This is a genomic window from Actinoplanes utahensis, assembly GCF_016862455.1.
Taxonomy (GTDB): domain Bacteria; phylum Actinomycetota; class Actinomycetes; order Mycobacteriales; family Micromonosporaceae; genus Actinoplanes; species Actinoplanes utahensis.
Genome location: NZ_BOMZ01000108.1, coordinates 1 through 17,008 on the forward strand (window position 1 = coordinate 1; position 17,008 = coordinate 17,008).

The following is a 17,008-nucleotide window of genomic DNA, read 5'->3' on the forward strand; positions in this document are numbered from 1 at the left end:
GCCGGTGCCGGTGCCCGTGCTGGTGTGGGTGTGGCGGTAGGTAGTGGGGCCTGGATGGCTGGGTTCTGCTGTGGCACCGGGGGTGTGGAAAGTAAGGAAGGCCTACCGATGGATTCGGTAGGCCTTTTTTGGGTGGGCTGGAGTGGGTGGGGGGGGGTTTAGTTGCGGGTTTGGATGGCGGAGCGGAGGGTGCGCATCAGCGGGGCGGCTTCGGGTTCGGTGCGGTTGGGGAACATGGCCAGGGCGAGGCTGCCGTGGTCGGCCCAGCCGCAGACGGTGATGTCGCCGTCGGGGGAAGTGGTGAGGCCGCACTTCATGGTTCCGCCCAATGGGCCGGCGTCGACCTCGTGGAGGTCGGTGACGGCGCCCTGGTCGTCGCTGACCAAGGAGAAGGCGGAGTCCAGGTCGCTTTCGGGGGACCACAGCAGGGTGGTTCCGCCGAAGAAGAGGACGGTCTTCTCCGCGGTGTCGGTGTAGACGGCGCCGACAGCCTTGGTCATGGAGATCTCGGCGGAGAGGGCGCTCTGCAGGTAGTCGGCGGTGGCGGTGGCCTCCTCGCTGTCGTCGAGGGCCAGAGTGCCGATCCTGGTGGGGGTGGAGAGGCTGGTCTGGCGCTGGGTGTTCACCTGCCAGCCGAACCAGCCGATGGTGACGGCGCCGGCCAGAGCCACGACGAGCAGGCTCGACAGGACGATGGTGCGGGTTCGGCGGCTGCCCGGAGCGGCGGCGGGGGCGGACTCGTCGGCCGGAGGGGTCAGGCGGAACGGGGCGTCGTCGGTGTTGTCGCTGTCGTCGGCGGTCAGCTCGAGATGCCGGTCGGCGACCGGGCCGGTCGCCGAGGTGGGCAAGACGGCCGGGATGCCGGCGAGAGGCTCGTGCGGAGAATCCGGCGCCGGGATGCCGACATGGGGTTCGGCCGGGAAGTCCGCGGCCGGGGTGCCGGCGGGAGGCTCGGGCGGGGAATCGTCGGCCCGGATGCCGGAATAGGGCTCGGGCGGGAAGCTCGCGGCCGTGATGTCGGCAGACGGCCCGGGCGGGAAGTCGGCGGCAGGGGATGTCGGGGTTGCGGGGGCCTCGGTGGGATCCGCGGGAGCGGGATCGGGGGAGGCGTGCGTGGGCTGACCGCGGTCCGACATCAGGCGAGCCTATCTCGGGTGACCAAGGGAGGTGGGGTGGCCGGACCGCGATTCATGAGGTGGGCGTCGTCCGGAGGAGGTGCGAATTCGGGGCGGTCGGTGGGGATCCGTAGACTTGTCGGGTGACCGATGCGACCGAAACCCGTACCCCCGACAGCCGGCCCACCGGTGGCCTCTCCGCCCAGTACCAGCCGGGCGAGGTAGAGCAGCGGCGGTACGAGCGTTGGGTATCGGAGGGCTACTTCACGGCGGACCCGAAAAGTGACAAGCCGCCGTTCACGATCGTGATCCCGCCGCCGAACGTGACGGGCTCCCTGCACGTGGGCCACGCCCTCGACCACACGATCCAGGACACCCTGGTCCGGCTCAAGCGGATGCAGGGCTTCGAGGTGCTGTGGCTGCCCGGCATGGACCACGCCGGCATCGCCACGCAGAACGTGGTGGAGCGGCAGCTCGCCGCCCAGCAGCTGTCCCGGCACGACCTCGGGCGTGAGAAGTTCGTGGAGCGGGTCTGGGAGTGGAAGGCCGAGTCCGGCGGCAAGATCCTCGGGCAGATGCGGCGGCTGGGTGACTCCGTCGACTGGTCGCGTGAGCGTTTCACGATGGACGAGGGCCTGTCCCGCGCGGTGCAGACGATTTTCAAGCGGCTGTACGACGACGAGCTGATCTACCGCGCCAACCGGATCATCAACTGGTGCCCGCGCTGCCTCACCGCGCTCAGCGACATCGAGGTGGAGCACACCGAGGACGAGGGCGAGCTCGTCTCGATCCGCTACGGCGAGGGGGAGAACTCGATCGTCGTCGCCACCACCCGGGCGGAGACGATGCTCGGTGACACCGCGGTGGCCGTGCACCCCGACGACGAGCGGTACAAGCACCTGATCGGCACCGAGGTGGAGCTGCCGCTGACCGGCCGGCGCATCCCGATCGTGGCGGACGAGCACGTCGACCCGTCGTTCGGGACCGGCGCGGTGAAGGTGACCCCGGCCCACGACCCGAACGACTTCGAGATCGGGCAGCGGCACAACCTGCCGAGCCCGGCCATCATGAACGAGCGCGCGGTCATCACCGTACCCGGGCCGTTCGAAGGTCTTGATCGTTACGAGGCGCGGCCGGCGATCGTGGCGGCTCTGCGGGAACAGGGCCGGATCGTCGCCGAGAAGCGGCCCTACCTGCACTCGGTCGGCCACTGCTCGCGGTGCAAGACGACCGTGGAGCCGCGGCTGTCACTGCAGTGGTTCGTCAACACGAAGCCGCTCGCGCAGGCCGCCGGGGACGCGGTCCGTGACGGCCGGGTCAAGATCGAGCCGGTGGAGCTGTCCAAGCGCTACTTCGCCTGGGTCGACAACATGCACGACTGGTGCATCTCCCGGCAGCTGTGGTGGGGCCACCGGATCCCGGTGTGGTACGGCCCGGAGGGGCAGATCGTCTGCGTCGGGCCGGACGAGCAGCCGCCCACCGGGGAGGGCTGGCACCAGGACGAGGACGTCCTCGACACCTGGTTCTCCTCGGGCCTGTGGCCGTTCTCCACGCTGGGCTGGCCGGAGCAGACCGCCGACCTGGAGAAGTTCTACCCGACCAGTGTCCTGGTCACCGGCTACGACATCCTGTTCTTCTGGGTCGCCCGGATGATGATGTTCGGTCTCTACGCCATGGACGGCAAGCAGCCGTTCGACGTGGTCAACCTGCACGGCATGGTCCGCGACCAGTTCGGCAAGAAGATGTCGAAGTCGTTCGGCAACGTCGTCGACCCGCTCGACTGGATCGACCGGTACGGCGCCGACGCCACCCGGTTCACGCTGGCCCGCGGCGCCAACCCCGGCTCCGACGTGCCGATCAGCGAGGAGTGGTGTCAGGGCTCCCGCAACTTCTGCAACAAGCTGTGGAACGCGACCCGCTTCGCGATGATGAACGGCGCGACCGTCACCGGTGATCTGCCGGCGCCGAGCGAGCTGTCCGCCATCGACCGGTGGATCCTGTCCCGGCTGCAGCACGTCACCGCGGAGGTCGACGGCTACTTCGCGGCGTACGAGTACGCGAAGGTCTGTGACGCCCTCTACCACTTCGCGTGGGACGACGTCTGCGACTGGTATCTGGAGCTGAGCAAGCCGGTGCTGGCTTCCGACACGGCCGAGGCCGCGCAGAGCCGGCGGGTCCTCGGGCACGTCCTCGACCAGCTGCTGCGGCTGCTGCACCCGGTCATCCCGTTCGTCACCGAAGAGCTGTGGATCGCGCTCACCGGCGGCGAGACCGTGATGACGGCCGCGTGGCCCACCGTCGACCAGGCGCTCATCGACGACGCCGCCGAGGAGGAGCTGGCCGCCCTGCAGAAGGTGGTCACCGAGGTCCGGCGGTTCCGTTCCGACCAGGGGCTCAAGCCGAGCCAGCGGGTCACCGCCGCGCTCACCGGCCTGGGCAACGTCGGCATCGACGCGCACGAGCCACTGATCCGTTCGCTGGCCCGGCTCGACGCGCCCGGCGCCGACTTCGCCACCACCGCCACCCTCGCGGTGACCGGTGGGGTGACCGTCGACCTGGACACCCGGGGCGCCATCGACGTCGCCGCCGAGCGGGCCCGCCTGGAGAAGGACCGGGCCGCCGCCGAGAAGGAGGCGACCCAGTGCCGGGCCAAGCTCGGCAACGAGGCGTTCATCGGGAAGGCGCCGGAACAGGTCGTCGCGAAGATCAAGGACCGGCTCGCCGCGGCGGAAGCCGACCTGGTCCGGATCGCTGCCGCTCTCCAGGCGCTGCCCGCCTCATGAGCGAGTACAACGAGGTCGAGGCCGCGCTGGACAAGCGCGGCTTCACCCGCATGGTCTTCGACATGCAGAAGATCCGGGATCTGATGGACGTGCTGGGCAGCCCGCAGCGGGCGTACCCGGCGATCCACCTGACCGGGACCAACGGCAAGACCAGCACCGCCCGGATGATCGACTCGCTGCTCCAGGCGCACGGGCTGCACACCGGGCGTTACACCAGCCCGCACCTGGAGACGGTCCGAGAACGGATCAGCCTCGACGGGACGCCGCTGTCCGAGGAGGCGTTCGCCACCACGTACGACGAGGTGGCGCCTCTCGCCGAACTGCTCGACGCCCGCAACCCGGAGCCACTGACCTACTTCGACATGACGACAGCGATGGCGTACGCGGCATTCGCCGACGCGCCTGTCGACATCGCCGTGGTCGAGGTGGGGCTCGGCGGCGAGGAGGACGCCACCAACGTCATCGAGGCCGGGGTGTGCGTGCTCACCCCGATCGGGCTCGACCACACCGAATGGCTCGGCGACACCGTCGAGGACATCGCCTGGCACAAGGTCGGCATCATCCACCAGGGCGCCACGGTGGTCACCGCGCTGCAGAACGAGGAGGCCATGCGGCCCATCCTGGAACGCTGCGCGGACATGGGCGCCACCCTCGCCCGGGAAGGCAGCGAGTTCGGCGTCGTCGAACGGGTCCAGGCAGTCGGCGGGCAGCTGCTCACCCTGCAGGGCCTCGGCGGGGTCTACGACGAGATCTTCCTGCCGCTGTTCGGTGCCCACCAGGCCCAGAACGCCGCGATCGCGCTCGCCGCCGTCGAGGCGTTCCTCGGCGCCGGGCCCGGCAAACAGCTCGAAGCCGACCTGGTCCGGGAGGGTTTCGCCAAAACCGACTCGCCGGGCCGGCTGGAACGGGTCCGCAGCGCGCCGACGATCCTGCTGGACGGCGCACACAACCCGCACGGGATGGCCGCCACGGTCGCCGCGCTGGAGGACGAGTTCACCTTCCGGCACCTGGTGGTGGTCGTGTCGGTGCTCGGCGACAAGGACGCGGCCGGCCTGCTCGACCTGCTCGAACCGGTCGCCGCGCGGATCGTGGTGACGCAGAACAGCTCGCCGCGCGCGATGCCGGCCATGGAGCTCGGGCAGCTCGCGATCACGATCTTCGGCGAGGACCGGGTGACGATCACCGAGACCATGCCGGACGCCATCGAGGAAGCCGTCGTCCTCGCCGAAGAGGACGTGTCCGGGGAGCTCAGCGGGGTCGGCGTGCTGATCACCGGTTCGGTCGTCACCGTCGCCGACGCGCGGAAGCTGCTCAGACGATGATCGGTCCGGAGGAGAACGCGACGTCGTCCGAGACGACTCCGGCTGCCGCGGGGCCGCGGCCGTCCGGGCTTCGCAACCCCCAGGCCGCGGTACGGGGCCTCGGCGCCGGAACACTCGCCCTCGAAGTGATCGTGCTGCTTCTCACGATCGCGCCGCTGTCGGTGATCGCGGGGGACCGCAGCGGCCCGGCGATCACGGCGGTCCTCGTCCTGGCGGGGGCCGCGGTCGTGATCGCCGGCTGTATGAAACGGAACTGGGCGTGGGGCGCCGGGACCGCCGTTCAGGTGCTGCTGATCGCCGGCGGGTTCCTGCACTGGACGCTCGCGGCCGTCGGCGTGATCTTCGGGCTGGCCTGGGCCTACGGGCTGCACGTCCGCCGTACCATCCTGGGCTGAGACGCACCCCGGCCTCGACGAACCGCGACCAGCCGGATCACCGGCTGGTCGCGGTCTCTCTGTTCTTCCTGCGCCGTGGCCTGCTCAGCTCTTCCTGTGCCCTGGCCTGCTCAGCCGATGGCCCGCCACTGGGTGATGGCGATGTTGTGGTTGTCCGGGTCACGGAAGGTGGCCGACCACAGTTCCAGCTTGTCGCCGCGGTTCACCGCGCGGGGCGAGTGGACGAACTTGACGCCCTTGTCCCGTAGTTCGGCGTGGACCGCTTCGATGTCGCCGACCTCCAGGTTCAGGTAGATCAGGCGGCCCGCGTCGGACGTCAGATTGTGCACGGTACGCAACACCAGCCGGGTGTCACCGGAGGCCAGCACGGCACTGCCGTCACCGTTGTCGATCTCGAAGAAACCGAGCGTGTCACGGTAGAACCGCATCGACCGCTCCAGGTCCGTGACGAGAATGGTGATGCCCACGCCGTGGATCGCTCCGGCCGGGCCGGGCCGGGCGCTCGGGTAGGCGGTGATCACATCGCCGGCCCGCTCGTCGGGCTGACGGCGGCCGCTGAAGTCACCCCACGGGCTGCCCTGCTGCTTCCCGTCACCGGTCTCGCCGCCGGTCTCGGCGTCGGTCCTGTCGCGGGTCTCGCCGTCGGTCTCGTCGTCGGGCCTGTCACCGGTCTCGGCGTCGTCGAAGCGCGGCGTCGGGAACGCGTCCGGCGAAACGGCCGCCCGCCCCACCGCCACCCCGATGATCCCGTCCCGCAGCGCGGACGGCGTGGGCATTCCGTCCTCTCCGGCCGGCTCCGCCCCGTCCCGTCGGGGTGCGGGCCGCGTGCCGGTCCCGCCGACAGGAGCCTGACCTGCCGCTGAGCCGGCGGCTGCGCTCGACCGGCCGGTCTCCAGGCCGGAACTTGTCCGATCCCGCTGCGACGACTGCGGAGCTTCCGCCGAACCCGCCCGGCCCTGCGGCGACGAGGGCTGCGGGCCGGTCGCCGGGTGAGCGCGGTCGGGCTCAGGCGGTTCGGGCTGCGGGGGCGCGATGATGCCGTCGGACCGGGCGCCGGAAGCGTGCGGCCGATTCTCCGGGGCGGGTTCGGGATTCTCGTAGATCGGCAGGTCGGCGCCGATCGGGAAATCCGGGTCGAGCGGGATGTCGATCTGGTCGATGCCGGGAAGGGAACCGTCGTCGTGGGCGATGGTCGGCCGAGGCGCGCTCGGGAACAGGCGGTCCGGGGCCGGGGCGGCAGGCGGCGGCGACAACGGTGACGGGGTGTGCGGCGACGACGAGACCGGTGACGGGCTGTGCGGCGTCGATGAGGGAGCCCGCTCGGGCCGCGGTTGCGCCGGATGGGCGGTCGCAGCCGGTTCCGGCCGCACCGGCCGGGCGACCGGTGGCGTCCGGTTCTCCTCCGGTCCGGTCTGCGACCGGTCTTCTCCCGGCTCGCGGTAGGGCGTTGCCGCCGGGCGGTCCGCCGCCGGGCGGGGGATCGGCTTCGCCGGCGGCGCGATTCCGTCCGACCATGCGGACGACACGGTTCCGGCCGGTGGGCCGGCCTGCTCGGAGTGTGCTCGCGACGGCGGTGCGGCCTCGTCGGTGCGTTCACGCGCCGACGGTGTGGCTTCCTCGGAGCGCGCTGTCGGCGCGGGTGACGGCGGAGCGTCCGGGCCCGCCGTTGTCGAAGAGGCGTCGGCGTCGTCGCCCGGTTGCATGAAGAAGCGGGTGCGGCTGCCGAGCGGCCGGGCGTCGACGTTCGGTGGGATCGGCGCGGACGCGGCTGCCCGGCCTGTGGCGGTGGGCGGTGCCCACGGGTTCTCGTCCTGAGAAGGGCGTGCCGCCGCCCGTGGATCTGTCTGCGGACCACCGGCGGTCGGTGCCTCCGGCCGGGTCGCGGTGTCGTCGTCGCCGGCCCCTCTGGTCTGCGCCTCGGTGGACTGCGCGGCACCTGCGGGGCCGGCCGTCTGCGGGGTTCCGGTCTCCGGGGCCGAACGGTTCGTTGCCGGGGAGATCGGCTGCGCGGGCGGTGCGGAGGGGGTGCCGGTCTCCGTGGCGGAGTGTTCCGGGGCCGGGTGGGAGGGCGGCGCCCATGGGGGTCCGGTCTCCGGGGTCGAACGGTTCGTTGCCGGGGAGATCGGCTGCGCGGGCGGTGCGGAGGGGGTGCCGGTCTCCGTGGCGGAATGCTCCACGTCCGGTCGGGCGGGCGGGGCCCAGCGCTGGTCCGCTCGAGGGCGACGGGAGCCGGGGCCCTGCAGCGGCGAGAGCGGTTGGGCCGGAGGCGGGCTGATGTTCGACGGCCGGGCCCAGACCTGCTGTTCCCGGGACGGCAAGTCCTGACCGGGGGACGAGGCGGCGGGCCGAGGGCCTTGTTCCCGTGATGCGCCGCCCCGATCCGGGCCCGGCACGTCCTGGCCCCGGAGCGGGGCGGTGGACCGGGTGCCCTGCTCGGGGGTGAGGCGGCTCTGTTCGCGATTCGGTGCGTCAGCCCGCCTGTCCTGGTCGTGACCGGAGGCGGCGGGGCGGGGCGGGCGTGCCGGAGGTGGCGCGGCGGCGTGGCCCGGGCGGGGAACCGGTGGTGGCGGGGGCGCCGGAGCGTCGGCAGGGCGGGGAGCCGGGGGAGGCGGCGGCGTGTCCCCGGCCGGCCGGGGAATGCGCGTCGCGGGAGAGACCGGGTCGACAGGACCTGTGAAACGGCTGCGGCCGCTCGGCTCGGGGGCGCGGCCGGAACCGGCGGCCTGCGATGTGTGGCCGGAGCCCGCGGACTCGGGCGTGGGGCCGGCCGTGCCGGCGCCACTTCGGGACGGCCCCGTGGGCTGCGCTGGGATGTCCGTGCCGGTGGGGCGAGCGGGTGTGGCCTCGGTCCGAAGCCTGGGCGGGTTCGTTCGGGTCTCCGCAGTCGGTTGTGCTGGAGCCGGCGAACGGGCAGCGCCGGCGGCACCCGCGGCGGCGGCAGCAGCAGCGGCCGCAGCGCCGGCGGCAGTCGTGCGCGCCGTCCCTGCATCCGTGGCGGCCCGGTCTGCGGCGGTGCTGTCGGCAGTCGTGCGCGCGGCAGTCGTGCGTGCCGTCCCTGTATCCGTGGCGGCCGGATCTGCGGCGGTGCTGTCGGCAGCGGAGCGCGCGGAGGTGCTGGGGCGGTCGCTCCTGGTGCCGGTACCGGTGTCGGTGGAGGTGCTGGGGCGGTCGGTTGTGGTGCCGGTGTCGGCGGAGGTGTCGGAGAGCCCTGACGTGCCGCGAGCGGTGGCCGCGGTGGCCGCGGTGACCGCGGTGGGCGGGAGCGGCTGCGTGGGCGGGCCGTCCAGATCCAGGTCGATGAGGGCGTCGGGCTCGGTGGCCGGGCTGGTGTGCGACTCGGTGGAGGTGCGCTGAGCCGGTGGGACCGTCGGAGCGGTCTGGGTGGTGGCCCGCGGCGCGGAGTCGGTGTCGACGGGCGCGGCGGTGGCGGTGGCCCGCGGCGTGGCGGTGGCGACCGGCGATGCGGTGGTGCTGGTCTGCGTCGCGGTGACGGTGGTCTGTGGAGCAGCGTTCGTGGTGGGGTCGTCCGGGTGCTCGGTGGGCGTACCGGAGGAAGGGGGTGGGGTGGACGCCGTGGGGCTGGAGGCCGCACGTGGGCGTGGGCTCGGCCGGGCGCCGGGCGGTCGGCCGGAGGCCGCGCCTGAAGCGGTGCGAGGGGTGCTGAACTGGGCGAACGCGGTGTGGCCGGTGCCTCCGGAGGGCTCGTCCGGGGCGGATGTGGCGCCGGGCCGCTCCGCCGGGATCGGGGTGGTGAAGGTGGTGCCGGTCGCGGGGCCGGTGGGTGCGGGGCCCGGGGACCGGGTGGGGCGGGCGTCCTCCGCGAGCCGTGCGTGGCCGCCGTGCTCGACGGCCGGCTCGGGGGTAGCCGCTGAGGAGGCCGGGCGGGAGATGGGCTCCGGACCGGGCTCGTCGTCGAAGTCGGTCCCGGGATCCGGGCCGGCGCCACCGTGCGGGGCGGGTCGGTCGTCCGGGCCGATGTCACCGTGTGGGGCGGGTCGGTCGTCCGGATCGGTGCCACCGTGTGGGGCGGGTCGGTCGTCCGGATCGGTCGACGTCTCCGGGCTGGTTTGAGCGCCCGGGCTGGTGGGAGCGTCCGTGGCGGGCTGATCGTCGGGGGTGGCCGAGGCCGGCGGGGCCGGCCGGGGACCGGGGTCGGCCCATCGGCCCGAGCCGGTGCGGGGGCGGGGGTCGGCGGTGAGGTCGGAGTCGAGGTCGGAGTTCAGGTCCGGATCGGTCCAGGACGGGGGTGGCGGGTCGTCGAGGTCCGCCGGGGTGGCGGCGGCGGGGCGGGCACCGAAGCGGGGGGCGTTGCCGGCCCGGCGGGGAAGCGGTGGCGGCTCCTCGTCGGTGCCGACCACCTGGCCTTCGACGATGGTGCCGGCGGGGGTGTCGCGGACCACGACCGGTGTGGCGGTGCGGCGGGCGTAGGTGGTGGCGGTGGCGCGCGGGCCGGACGCGGGCGGCGGTGGGGGCGGGGGATCGCCGGAGTCGACGTCCCAGTCGTCGCGGCGGCCCTCCCACGGGGCGGGGTCGACGGCGCCGAACAACTCGTCGTCGAGCTCGTCGTCGGGGCGGGACGTGGGCTGCGGCTGCGGCGGAGGCGGCGGGTCCTCGCCCTCGGCGCGGGCCGGCGCGTCGCGCCAGTTGACCCGGACCCGGCGGGTGTCGTCGACGTCGACGGTGATCGGCACGGTGGTGCCGGGCAGCGGCCATTTCTCGACCGGGACGCGGGACTCGCGGACGATCGTGTCGAAGGCGCCGAGCCCGGGCGCGACCACGATGAGTTCGAGGGTGGCGCGGCCGTACGCCCCGGCGAGCGGGGCCGGGGTGATCGACTTGACCTCGGCGCTGCCGGCCACGGTGGCGCGGCCGCGGCGGGACACCTTCATGAACGCGACGACGACGGCCACGGCGAGCACCGCGACGCCGAACACGGCGACCGGCGGACTCCCCATGCCGAGACCGAAAACGATCACAAAGATCGCCAGCGTGGCGATGATCGCCGCCACCAGTCTGCGCGCCGGGGCGATGGGCCGGCCGGTCTGGTTCGCCACTGTGGACCTCCCGGTAGTTCCCGTCAGGTTATGACCCGGCGCCGCGTCCGCGAAAGTGCGCCGGTCCGGACATCGCCGCTCGAGGAGTTCGCGGTACCGATAGGCTGAACTCCCGCGTGTCGGCCTGCCCCCTGCAACGGAGGAACTGCGTGTCCAGCACCACCGAGCGTTCGCTCGTCCTCATCAAGCCCGACGCGGTCCGCCGCGGGCTCCTCGGTGAGATTCTGTCCCGTTTCGAGCGTAAGGGCCTGGTCGTCGAAGCGCTGGAGTTGCGCACGATGGACGCCTCTCTCGCCGACGCGCACTATGCCGAGCATGTGGACAAGGCCTTCTACCCGCCGCTGAAGGACTTCATGACGAGTGGCCCGCTGGCCGCCCTGGTCCTCTCCGGCGACTCGGTGATCGAGGTGGTCCGCGCGATGATCGGCGCGACCGACGGCCGCAAGGCGGCCGCCGGGACGATCCGTGGTGACCTCGCGCTCTCCAACCGGGAGAACCTGGTGCACGCCTCCGACTCGCCGGAGAGCGCCGAGCGCGAGTTGGCCCTCTGGTTCCCCAAGCTCTGACGCGTTTCGCAGGGTGTGAGGTTCCGGGCGCGATCCGCGCCCGGACTTCACCCGCCCCTGCCGGCTCGCCCGCATGGGCGCGGACGCATCCCGGCCCGCTTCTATCGCGGGAGTGATCAGCAGTTTCTGTCCGGCACCGATCATTCGCGCCGCGTCGCGTAACGGATTTCGGGTGTGCGGCGCGCGGCCGGTATCGTGGTGGCGCGCAGGCTTTGAACCGGCCATCACCGGGGAGCCTTCGGAAGAACGGGCTCACCCCCTAGTAGAACCGGGCGGCCACCGGACCGCGCAGGCAGATCCGGCGAAATGAGCGGGCGGGTCTCCCGTCAAGCGAGGTGGTACCGCGGGCCTGGAAGGGCTCGTCCTCGCAGTCACGAGAAGTGAACTGCTTGAGGGGAAACACCGATGGCCTATCCGAAGCACACCGATGCCACGGGCGTGCCGGCGTCGCCCGACCTGCCGGCCGTCGAGCGCGCGGTGCTCGACCACTGGGCCGCCGACAAGACGTTCGAGGCGTCCGTCGAGCGGCGCCCGGCCGGGGAGAACGGCGCGAACGAGTACGTCTTCTACGACGGCCCGCCGTTCGCGAACGGCCTGCCGCACTACGGGCACCTCTTCACCGGGTACGTGAAGGACCTGGTCCCGCGCTACCAGACGATGCGGGGCAAGCGGGTCGAGCGCCGGTTCGGCTGGGACACCCACGGCCTGCCCGCCGAGGTGGAGGCGGAGAAGCAGCTCGGCATCACCAGCAAGGCGCAGATCGTCGACCTGGGCATCGACAAGTTCAACGAGGCCTGCCGCACGTCGGTGCTCACCTACACCAAGGACTGGGAGCGGTACGTCACGCGCCAAGCCCGGTGGGTGGACTTCGAGAACGACTACAAGACCCTCGACCCGGAGTACATGGAGTCGGTCATGTGGGCGTTCAAGACGCTGCATGACAGGGGCCTGGTGTACGAGGGCTTCCGCGTCCTGGCGTACTGCTTCCGCTGTGAGACGCCGCTGTCGAACACCGAGACCCGGATGGACGACGTCTACCGGGACCGGACCGACCCGGCTCTGACGGTGCGGTTCCGGCTGGCGGCGGGCCCAGGGCCGGAGGCGCTTTCAGACGGTGCGGACATCGCGGTGTGGACCACCACCCCGTGGACCCTGCCGTCGAACCTGGCGCTGGCGGTCGGCCCCGACATCGAGTACGCCGTTCTGGCCGACGGGGACGGGCAGCGGCTCATCGTGGGTGCGGGGCGCGTGGCCGCGTACGCCAAGGAGCTCGAGGGGTTCGAGAAGGTCGGCACGGTGCTCGGCAGTGAGCTGGTCGGGCGCCGCTACACCCCGCTGTTCGACTTCCTGGTCGAGAAGGGCGGGGAGAACGCCTTCCAGGTCCTCGGCGCCGACTTCGTGACCACCGAGGACGGCACCGGTGTCGTCCACATGGCCCCGGCCTTCGGCGAGGACGACCAGAACGCCTGCAACGCGGCGGGCATCCCGACCGTCGTGACCGTCGACGACCACACCCGGTTCACCTCGCTGGTCCCCGACTATCAGGGGCTGCAGGTCTTCGACGCCAACAAGCCGGTGATCGCCACGCTCAAGGAGCGCGGTGTGGTGCTGCGCCACGACGGCTACCTGCACTCGTACCCGCACTGTTGGCGCTGTGACACCCCGCTCGTCTACAAGGCGGTGTCGTCCTGGTTCGTCGCGGTGACGAAGTTCCGGGACCGGATGGTCGAGCTGAACCAGCAGATCAGCTGGACGCCGTCGCACATCAAGGACGGCTCGTTCGGCAAGTGGCTGGCGAACGCCCGTGACTGGTCGATCTCCCGGAACCGGTTCTGGGGCTCGCCGATCCCGGTGTGGAAGTCGGACGACCCGTCCTATCCGCGGGTCGACGTCTACGGCTCCTACGAGGAGATCGAGCGTGACTTCGGGGTACGGGTGACCGACCTGCACCGGCCGTACGTGGACGAGCTGACCCGCCCCAACCCGGACGACCCGACCGGGAAGTCGGTCATGCGCCGGGTTCCCGAGGTGCTGGACTGCTGGTTCGAGTCGGGTTCGATGCCGTTCGCGCAGGTGCACTACCCGTTCGAGAACAAGGAGTGGTTCGAGCACCACTACCCGGGTGACTTCATCGTCGAGTACATCGGGCAGACCCGCGGCTGGTTCTACACCATGCACGTGCTGGCCACGGCGCTGTTCGACCGGCCGGCGTTCCGGAACTGCCTGAGCCACGGCATCCTGCTGGGCGAGGACGGGCGCAAGATGTCCAAGTCGCTGCGGAACTATCCGGACGTGTACCGGGTCTTCGACACGTACGGCTCCGACGCCATGCGCTGGATGCTGATGTCGTCCCCGGTCCTCCGTGGTGGTGACATGCCGGTGACCGAGGTGGCGATCCGCGACTCGGTCCGTCAGGTGCTGCTGCCGCTGTGGAACGTCTGGTACTTCTTCAGCCTCTACGCGAACGCGTCCGACTACGTCGCGAAGAACCGGGCGGATTCCACGCACCTGCTCGACCGCTACATCCTCGCCAAGACCGGTGAGCTGGTCAGCGACGTACAGCGGCAGATGGACGACTACGACATCTCGGGCGCGGCCGCTTCGGTGCGGTCCTACCTCGACGCGCTGACCAACTGGTACGTCCGCCGCTCCAGGGACCGTTTCTGGGCCGGTGACGAGGACGCCTTCGACACCCTCGCCACCGTGCTGGAGACCGTGACCCGGGTGGTCGCCCCGCTCGCCCCGCTGACCGCCGAGGAGATCTGGCGCGGTCTGACCGGCGGCCGTTCGGTGCACCTGACCGACTGGCCGTCGGCGGGCACGTTCCCGGCCGACCACGACCTGGTCGCCTCGATGGACGCGATCCGGGACGTCGCCTCGGCGGCCCTCTCCCTGCGGAAGGCGAAGGGCCTGCGGGTCCGGCTGCCGCTGGCCTCGGCCACCGTCGCGTCCCCGTCCGGAGCTGCCCTGACCGGTCTCGGGGACCTGCTCAAGGACGAGATCAACGTCAAGGACGTGATCTTCACCGACGACGTCGCCGCGTACTGCCAGCAGGTCCTCACCGTCGTCCCGCGGGCGCTCGGCCCTCGGGTCGGCAAGCAGGTCCAGCAGGTGATCAAGGCAGTGAAGAGCGGTGACTGGCAGCTCGTCGACGGCGCCCCGGTCGCGGCCGGCGTCACCCTCGCTCCAGGGGAGTACGAGCTGAAACTGGTCGCCGCCGACGTGGAGAACTCCGCTCCGCTGCCGGCCGGTGGCGGCGTGGTCGTGCTGGACACCGCGGTCACCCCCGAGCTGGCGGCCGAGGGCCTGGCCCGGGACGTGATCCGGGTCGTGCAGCAGGCCCGCCGGGACGCGGAGCTGGACGTCAGCGACCGGATCGCGCTGACCCTGTCGGCGTCCGGGCCGGTGCGGGCGGCGGTCGAGGCGCACGGTGCGTTCGTCGCCGGCGAGACCCTCGCCACGTCGGTCGCGTTCGCCGACCTGAACGACGGTTTCGCCGGCGAGGTCGGCGACGGAGACCAGGTCAGGGTGACCGTCTCGGTCGTGTGATTCAACCGATTGGCCCGGATGTTCGCCTGGTGTGGGCGAACATCCGGGCTGGGCCCACGTCGCTGGGTACATCGCGGCGACTGTCAGCTAACCTCACAGCACCACACCCCCCACGCGTCCCGGAGGACGAGTTGCCGCTGCTCTACTCAATCGGCAAGGTCACCCTCGGCAGAGTGCTGATGACCGGCTGGCGGCCGCACGTCGAAGGCATCGAGCACATTCCGCAGACCGGCGGAGCGATCTTCGCGGGCAACCACCTCTCCGTCGCCGACGAGCTTCTCCTCGGCGCCGTGGTTCCACGCCATCTCGCCTTCTGGGCCAAGTCGGACTATTTCACCGGCACCGGCGTCAAGGGCTGGTTCAACCGCCAGCTGATGGCAGGCGTCGGCGCGATCCGCGTCGAGCGGGCCGGTGGGCGCGCCGCCCTCACCGCCTTCGACGCCGCCATCCCCGCGCTGCGCGGCGGTGAACTGGTCGCCGTCTACCCCGAGGGCACCCGCTCACCCGACGGCCGGCTCTACCGCGGCCGCACCGGCGTCGCCCGCCTGGCCGTCGCCGCCGGCGTCCCGATCATCCCGGTCGGCGTCGTCGGCACCGACAAGGTCCAGCCCATCGGCCGGCTCTTCCCCAAGCTCCAGCGCGGCGTCATCACGGTCAAGTTCGGCAAACCGATCGACACGGTGGGCCGCTCCGACGACCGCACCGCGCTGCGCGAGCTCACCGACCAGGTGATGGGCGAGATCCAGAAGCTCACCGGCCAGGAGTACATCCCTCGTTACGCCCCCAAGCGCGAGGAATAAGACCCCGCGTGCCTCGCCGGGACACGGCGTCAGGCGGGGGCGAGGACCGTGTCGCGGAGGCGGGTGACCAGGCCGGCGCTCTCGTCCAGGGAGCGGCGGGTCAGCAGGACCGTGGCCAGGCTGCCGTGGTCGGCCCAGCCGCAGGCGACCACCGACGTCCCGTCCAGCCGGCCGGTCCCGCACTGCTGATGCGCGCCGAACTCGCCGACGTCGTACGCCTGGACGTTCGTCAAACCGAGCGACTCGGACAACCGGCTCAGCTGACCGTCCAGGTCCGAGCCGGGGGTGAGCCGCAGGCCGGTGACACCGAAGACGGTGACCCGCTTGCCCCGAGCGTCGGTGTAGACGCCGGCGAAGCCGTCCCCGTCCGCGCCCGCCTCCTGCAACTGCTCGGCGAGGCGGCGGGCGGCCTTCTCCCCGGCCGCGGTGTCACGCAGGCTGAGGTCGGCGAACGAGTCCGGCAGGACGGCCGTCACCGGGTACTGGTTGAGAACCGGGACGTGCTCCTGAATGTACGGCCGTCCCGCGACCAGGGCGGCCAGGACGACCAGCAGCAGCACGAGCCGCCGCAGCCTGCGCAGGCGGCGCCGTGGTCGTGGCGGGGTGGGCCGGGCGGTCCACGGCGGCGTCGCGGGCGGGCGGGTCTGTCCCAGCGGCGTGTGCGGCTGGACCGGGCCGCGGGGCGCCGCCTGCTGCCGCCGCGGCAGTCTCGCCGCGGCCTGCCGCCGCCAGGATCGGAGCTTGCCCGGCGCGTTCGCCGCCACCTCCTGGCCCTTCGCCGCGGCCTGCCGGCTGTTGGCCGCCGCCTGCCGGCCCCAGGCCCGCAGTCTCTCCGGCGCCTCGGTCGAGGCTCGCTCACTCCACTCGCGGAGTCGCGGCGGCAGGCCGGCGGGCGGGGCCGGGCTGCCGGCGGGCGATGGCGTGCCGCCGGCCCGTGCGGAAGCGCCGGAGGCGGCCGGCCGGTCGACGGCGGTGGGGTTGTCGAACCGGGTGGGAGGCGCCTGGACGGTGGTGGCCGTCACGCCGGCCGGCGACGTGGTGTACGCCTCCGCCCACACCGGGGTGTCCTGACCCGCCCACGGGTCGACGGCCGGCACGGCGGTGCGGTCGTCGTGCTCGCCGTCAGCCGAACCGGTGAATCTGTCGAGAATGCGGGACCACCGCGACCGCCGGGGCGACGGCTCGGGCACCATCGCCGCGCCGCTCCACCGGCCGGGGACGGCCGCGGTCGGCGGCTCGCCCTCGTCAGCTCCGGCGAACCGGGTGGGGTCGGGCATTCCGGCCGCCGGGGTGGTGTCTCCCGGCTGCTGGTCGACCATTTATTCGATCTCCTCCCGCACGCCCGGACACGAACCTCTCGCCCCAGGTTAGGGGCGGTTCGCCACCCGGACGGGAAGGCTGGTTCCGGGCACCGGGCGCCGATG

At 72.2% G+C, this 17,008-nt stretch carries 9 protein-coding genes; 6 read left to right on the forward strand and 3 right to left on the reverse strand.

The annotated features are described in order from the left end of the window. Positions 1-158 precede the first annotated feature (158 nt). Complete coding sequence (locus Aut01nite_RS38065; RefSeq protein ID WP_236642762.1) at positions 159-1,136, reverse strand: hypothetical protein; 978 nt, start codon at positions 1,134-1,136, stop codon at positions 159-161. 122 nt (positions 1,137-1,258) lie between these two features. Here Aut01nite_RS38065 and Aut01nite_RS38070 point away from each other — a divergent pair, with 122 nt between their 5' ends. Genes Aut01nite_RS38070 through Aut01nite_RS38080 form a run of 3 tightly spaced genes read left to right on the forward strand, consistent with a single transcriptional unit; the run spans position 1,259 to position 5,615 of the window. Further along, complete coding sequence (locus Aut01nite_RS38070) at positions 1,259-3,898, forward strand: valine--tRNA ligase (RefSeq protein WP_043526316.1); 2,640 nt, start codon at positions 1,259-1,261, stop codon at positions 3,896-3,898. Further along, the gene (locus Aut01nite_RS38075; RefSeq protein WP_043526314.1) at positions 3,895-5,220 is read left to right on the forward strand and encodes a bifunctional folylpolyglutamate synthase/dihydrofolate synthase; all 1,326 of its coding nucleotides are present in this window, start codon (positions 3,895-3,897) and stop codon (positions 5,218-5,220) included. Before Aut01nite_RS38070 ends, Aut01nite_RS38075 begins: the two co-directional genes overlap by 4 nt. Next, positions 5,217-5,615 carry a DUF4233 domain-containing protein gene (locus Aut01nite_RS38080; RefSeq protein WP_043526312.1) on the forward strand — a complete coding sequence of 133 codons (399 nt, stop codon included), beginning with the start codon at positions 5,217-5,219 and terminating at the stop codon, positions 5,613-5,615. The genes Aut01nite_RS38075 and Aut01nite_RS38080 overlap by 4 nt, the downstream gene beginning before the upstream one ends. Before the next feature lie 110 nt (positions 5,616-5,725). Here Aut01nite_RS38080 and Aut01nite_RS44545 read toward each other — a convergent pair whose 3' ends face one another. Beyond that, a complete protein-coding gene (locus Aut01nite_RS44545) occupies positions 5,726-10,669 on the reverse strand; it encodes a VOC family protein (protein ID WP_275409755.1) in 4,944 nt (1,647 codons plus the stop codon). Between the two features lie 149 nt (positions 10,670-10,818). Here Aut01nite_RS44545 and ndk point away from each other — a divergent pair, with 149 nt between their 5' ends. The 3 genes from ndk (at position 10,819) to Aut01nite_RS38100 (ending at position 15,584) form a co-directional block, all read left to right on the forward strand. Beyond that, entirely contained in the window at positions 10,819-11,235 is a 417-nt protein-coding gene (gene ndk / locus Aut01nite_RS38090; RefSeq protein ID WP_043526307.1) for a nucleoside-diphosphate kinase, read from the forward strand. Between the two features lie 405 nt (positions 11,236-11,640). Continuing rightward, the gene (ileS, locus tag Aut01nite_RS38095) at positions 11,641-14,784 is read left to right on the forward strand and encodes an isoleucine--tRNA ligase (protein ID WP_043526305.1); all 3,144 of its coding nucleotides are present in this window, start codon (positions 11,641-11,643) and stop codon (positions 14,782-14,784) included. Between the two features lie 131 nt (positions 14,785-14,915). Then, positions 14,916-15,584: a lysophospholipid acyltransferase family protein gene (locus Aut01nite_RS38100; protein WP_043526304.1), complete on the forward strand. Its 669-nt coding sequence runs from the start codon at positions 14,916-14,918 to the stop codon at positions 15,582-15,584. A 29-nt stretch (positions 15,585-15,613) separates the two neighbouring features. Here the strand turns inward: Aut01nite_RS38100 and Aut01nite_RS38105 are convergent, their stop codons facing one another. Beyond that, positions 15,614-16,903 carry a hypothetical protein gene (locus Aut01nite_RS38105; protein ID WP_052163871.1) on the reverse strand — a complete coding sequence of 430 codons (1,290 nt, stop codon included), beginning with the start codon at positions 16,901-16,903 and terminating at the stop codon, positions 15,614-15,616. Between the last annotated feature and the right edge of the window lie 105 nt (positions 16,904-17,008).

Excerpts from the sequence above, each read along its gene's own strand:
- Aut01nite_RS38065 (WP_236642762.1), bottom strand. The coding sequence starts at position 1,136 with ATGTCGGACCGCGGTCAGCCCACGCACGCCTCCCCCGATCCCGCTCCC.
- Aut01nite_RS38075 (WP_043526314.1), top strand. The coding sequence starts at position 3,895 with ATGAGCGAGTACAACGAGGTCGAGGCCGCGCTGGACAAGCGCGGCTTC.
- Aut01nite_RS38080 (WP_043526312.1), top strand. The coding sequence starts at position 5,217 with ATGATCGGTCCGGAGGAGAACGCGACGTCGTCCGAGACGACTCCGGCT.
- ileS (WP_043526305.1), top strand. The coding sequence starts at position 11,641 with ATGGCCTATCCGAAGCACACCGATGCCACGGGCGTGCCGGCGTCGCCC.
- Aut01nite_RS38105 (WP_052163871.1), bottom strand. The coding sequence starts at position 16,903 with ATGGTCGACCAGCAGCCGGGAGACACCACCCCGGCGGCCGGAATGCCC.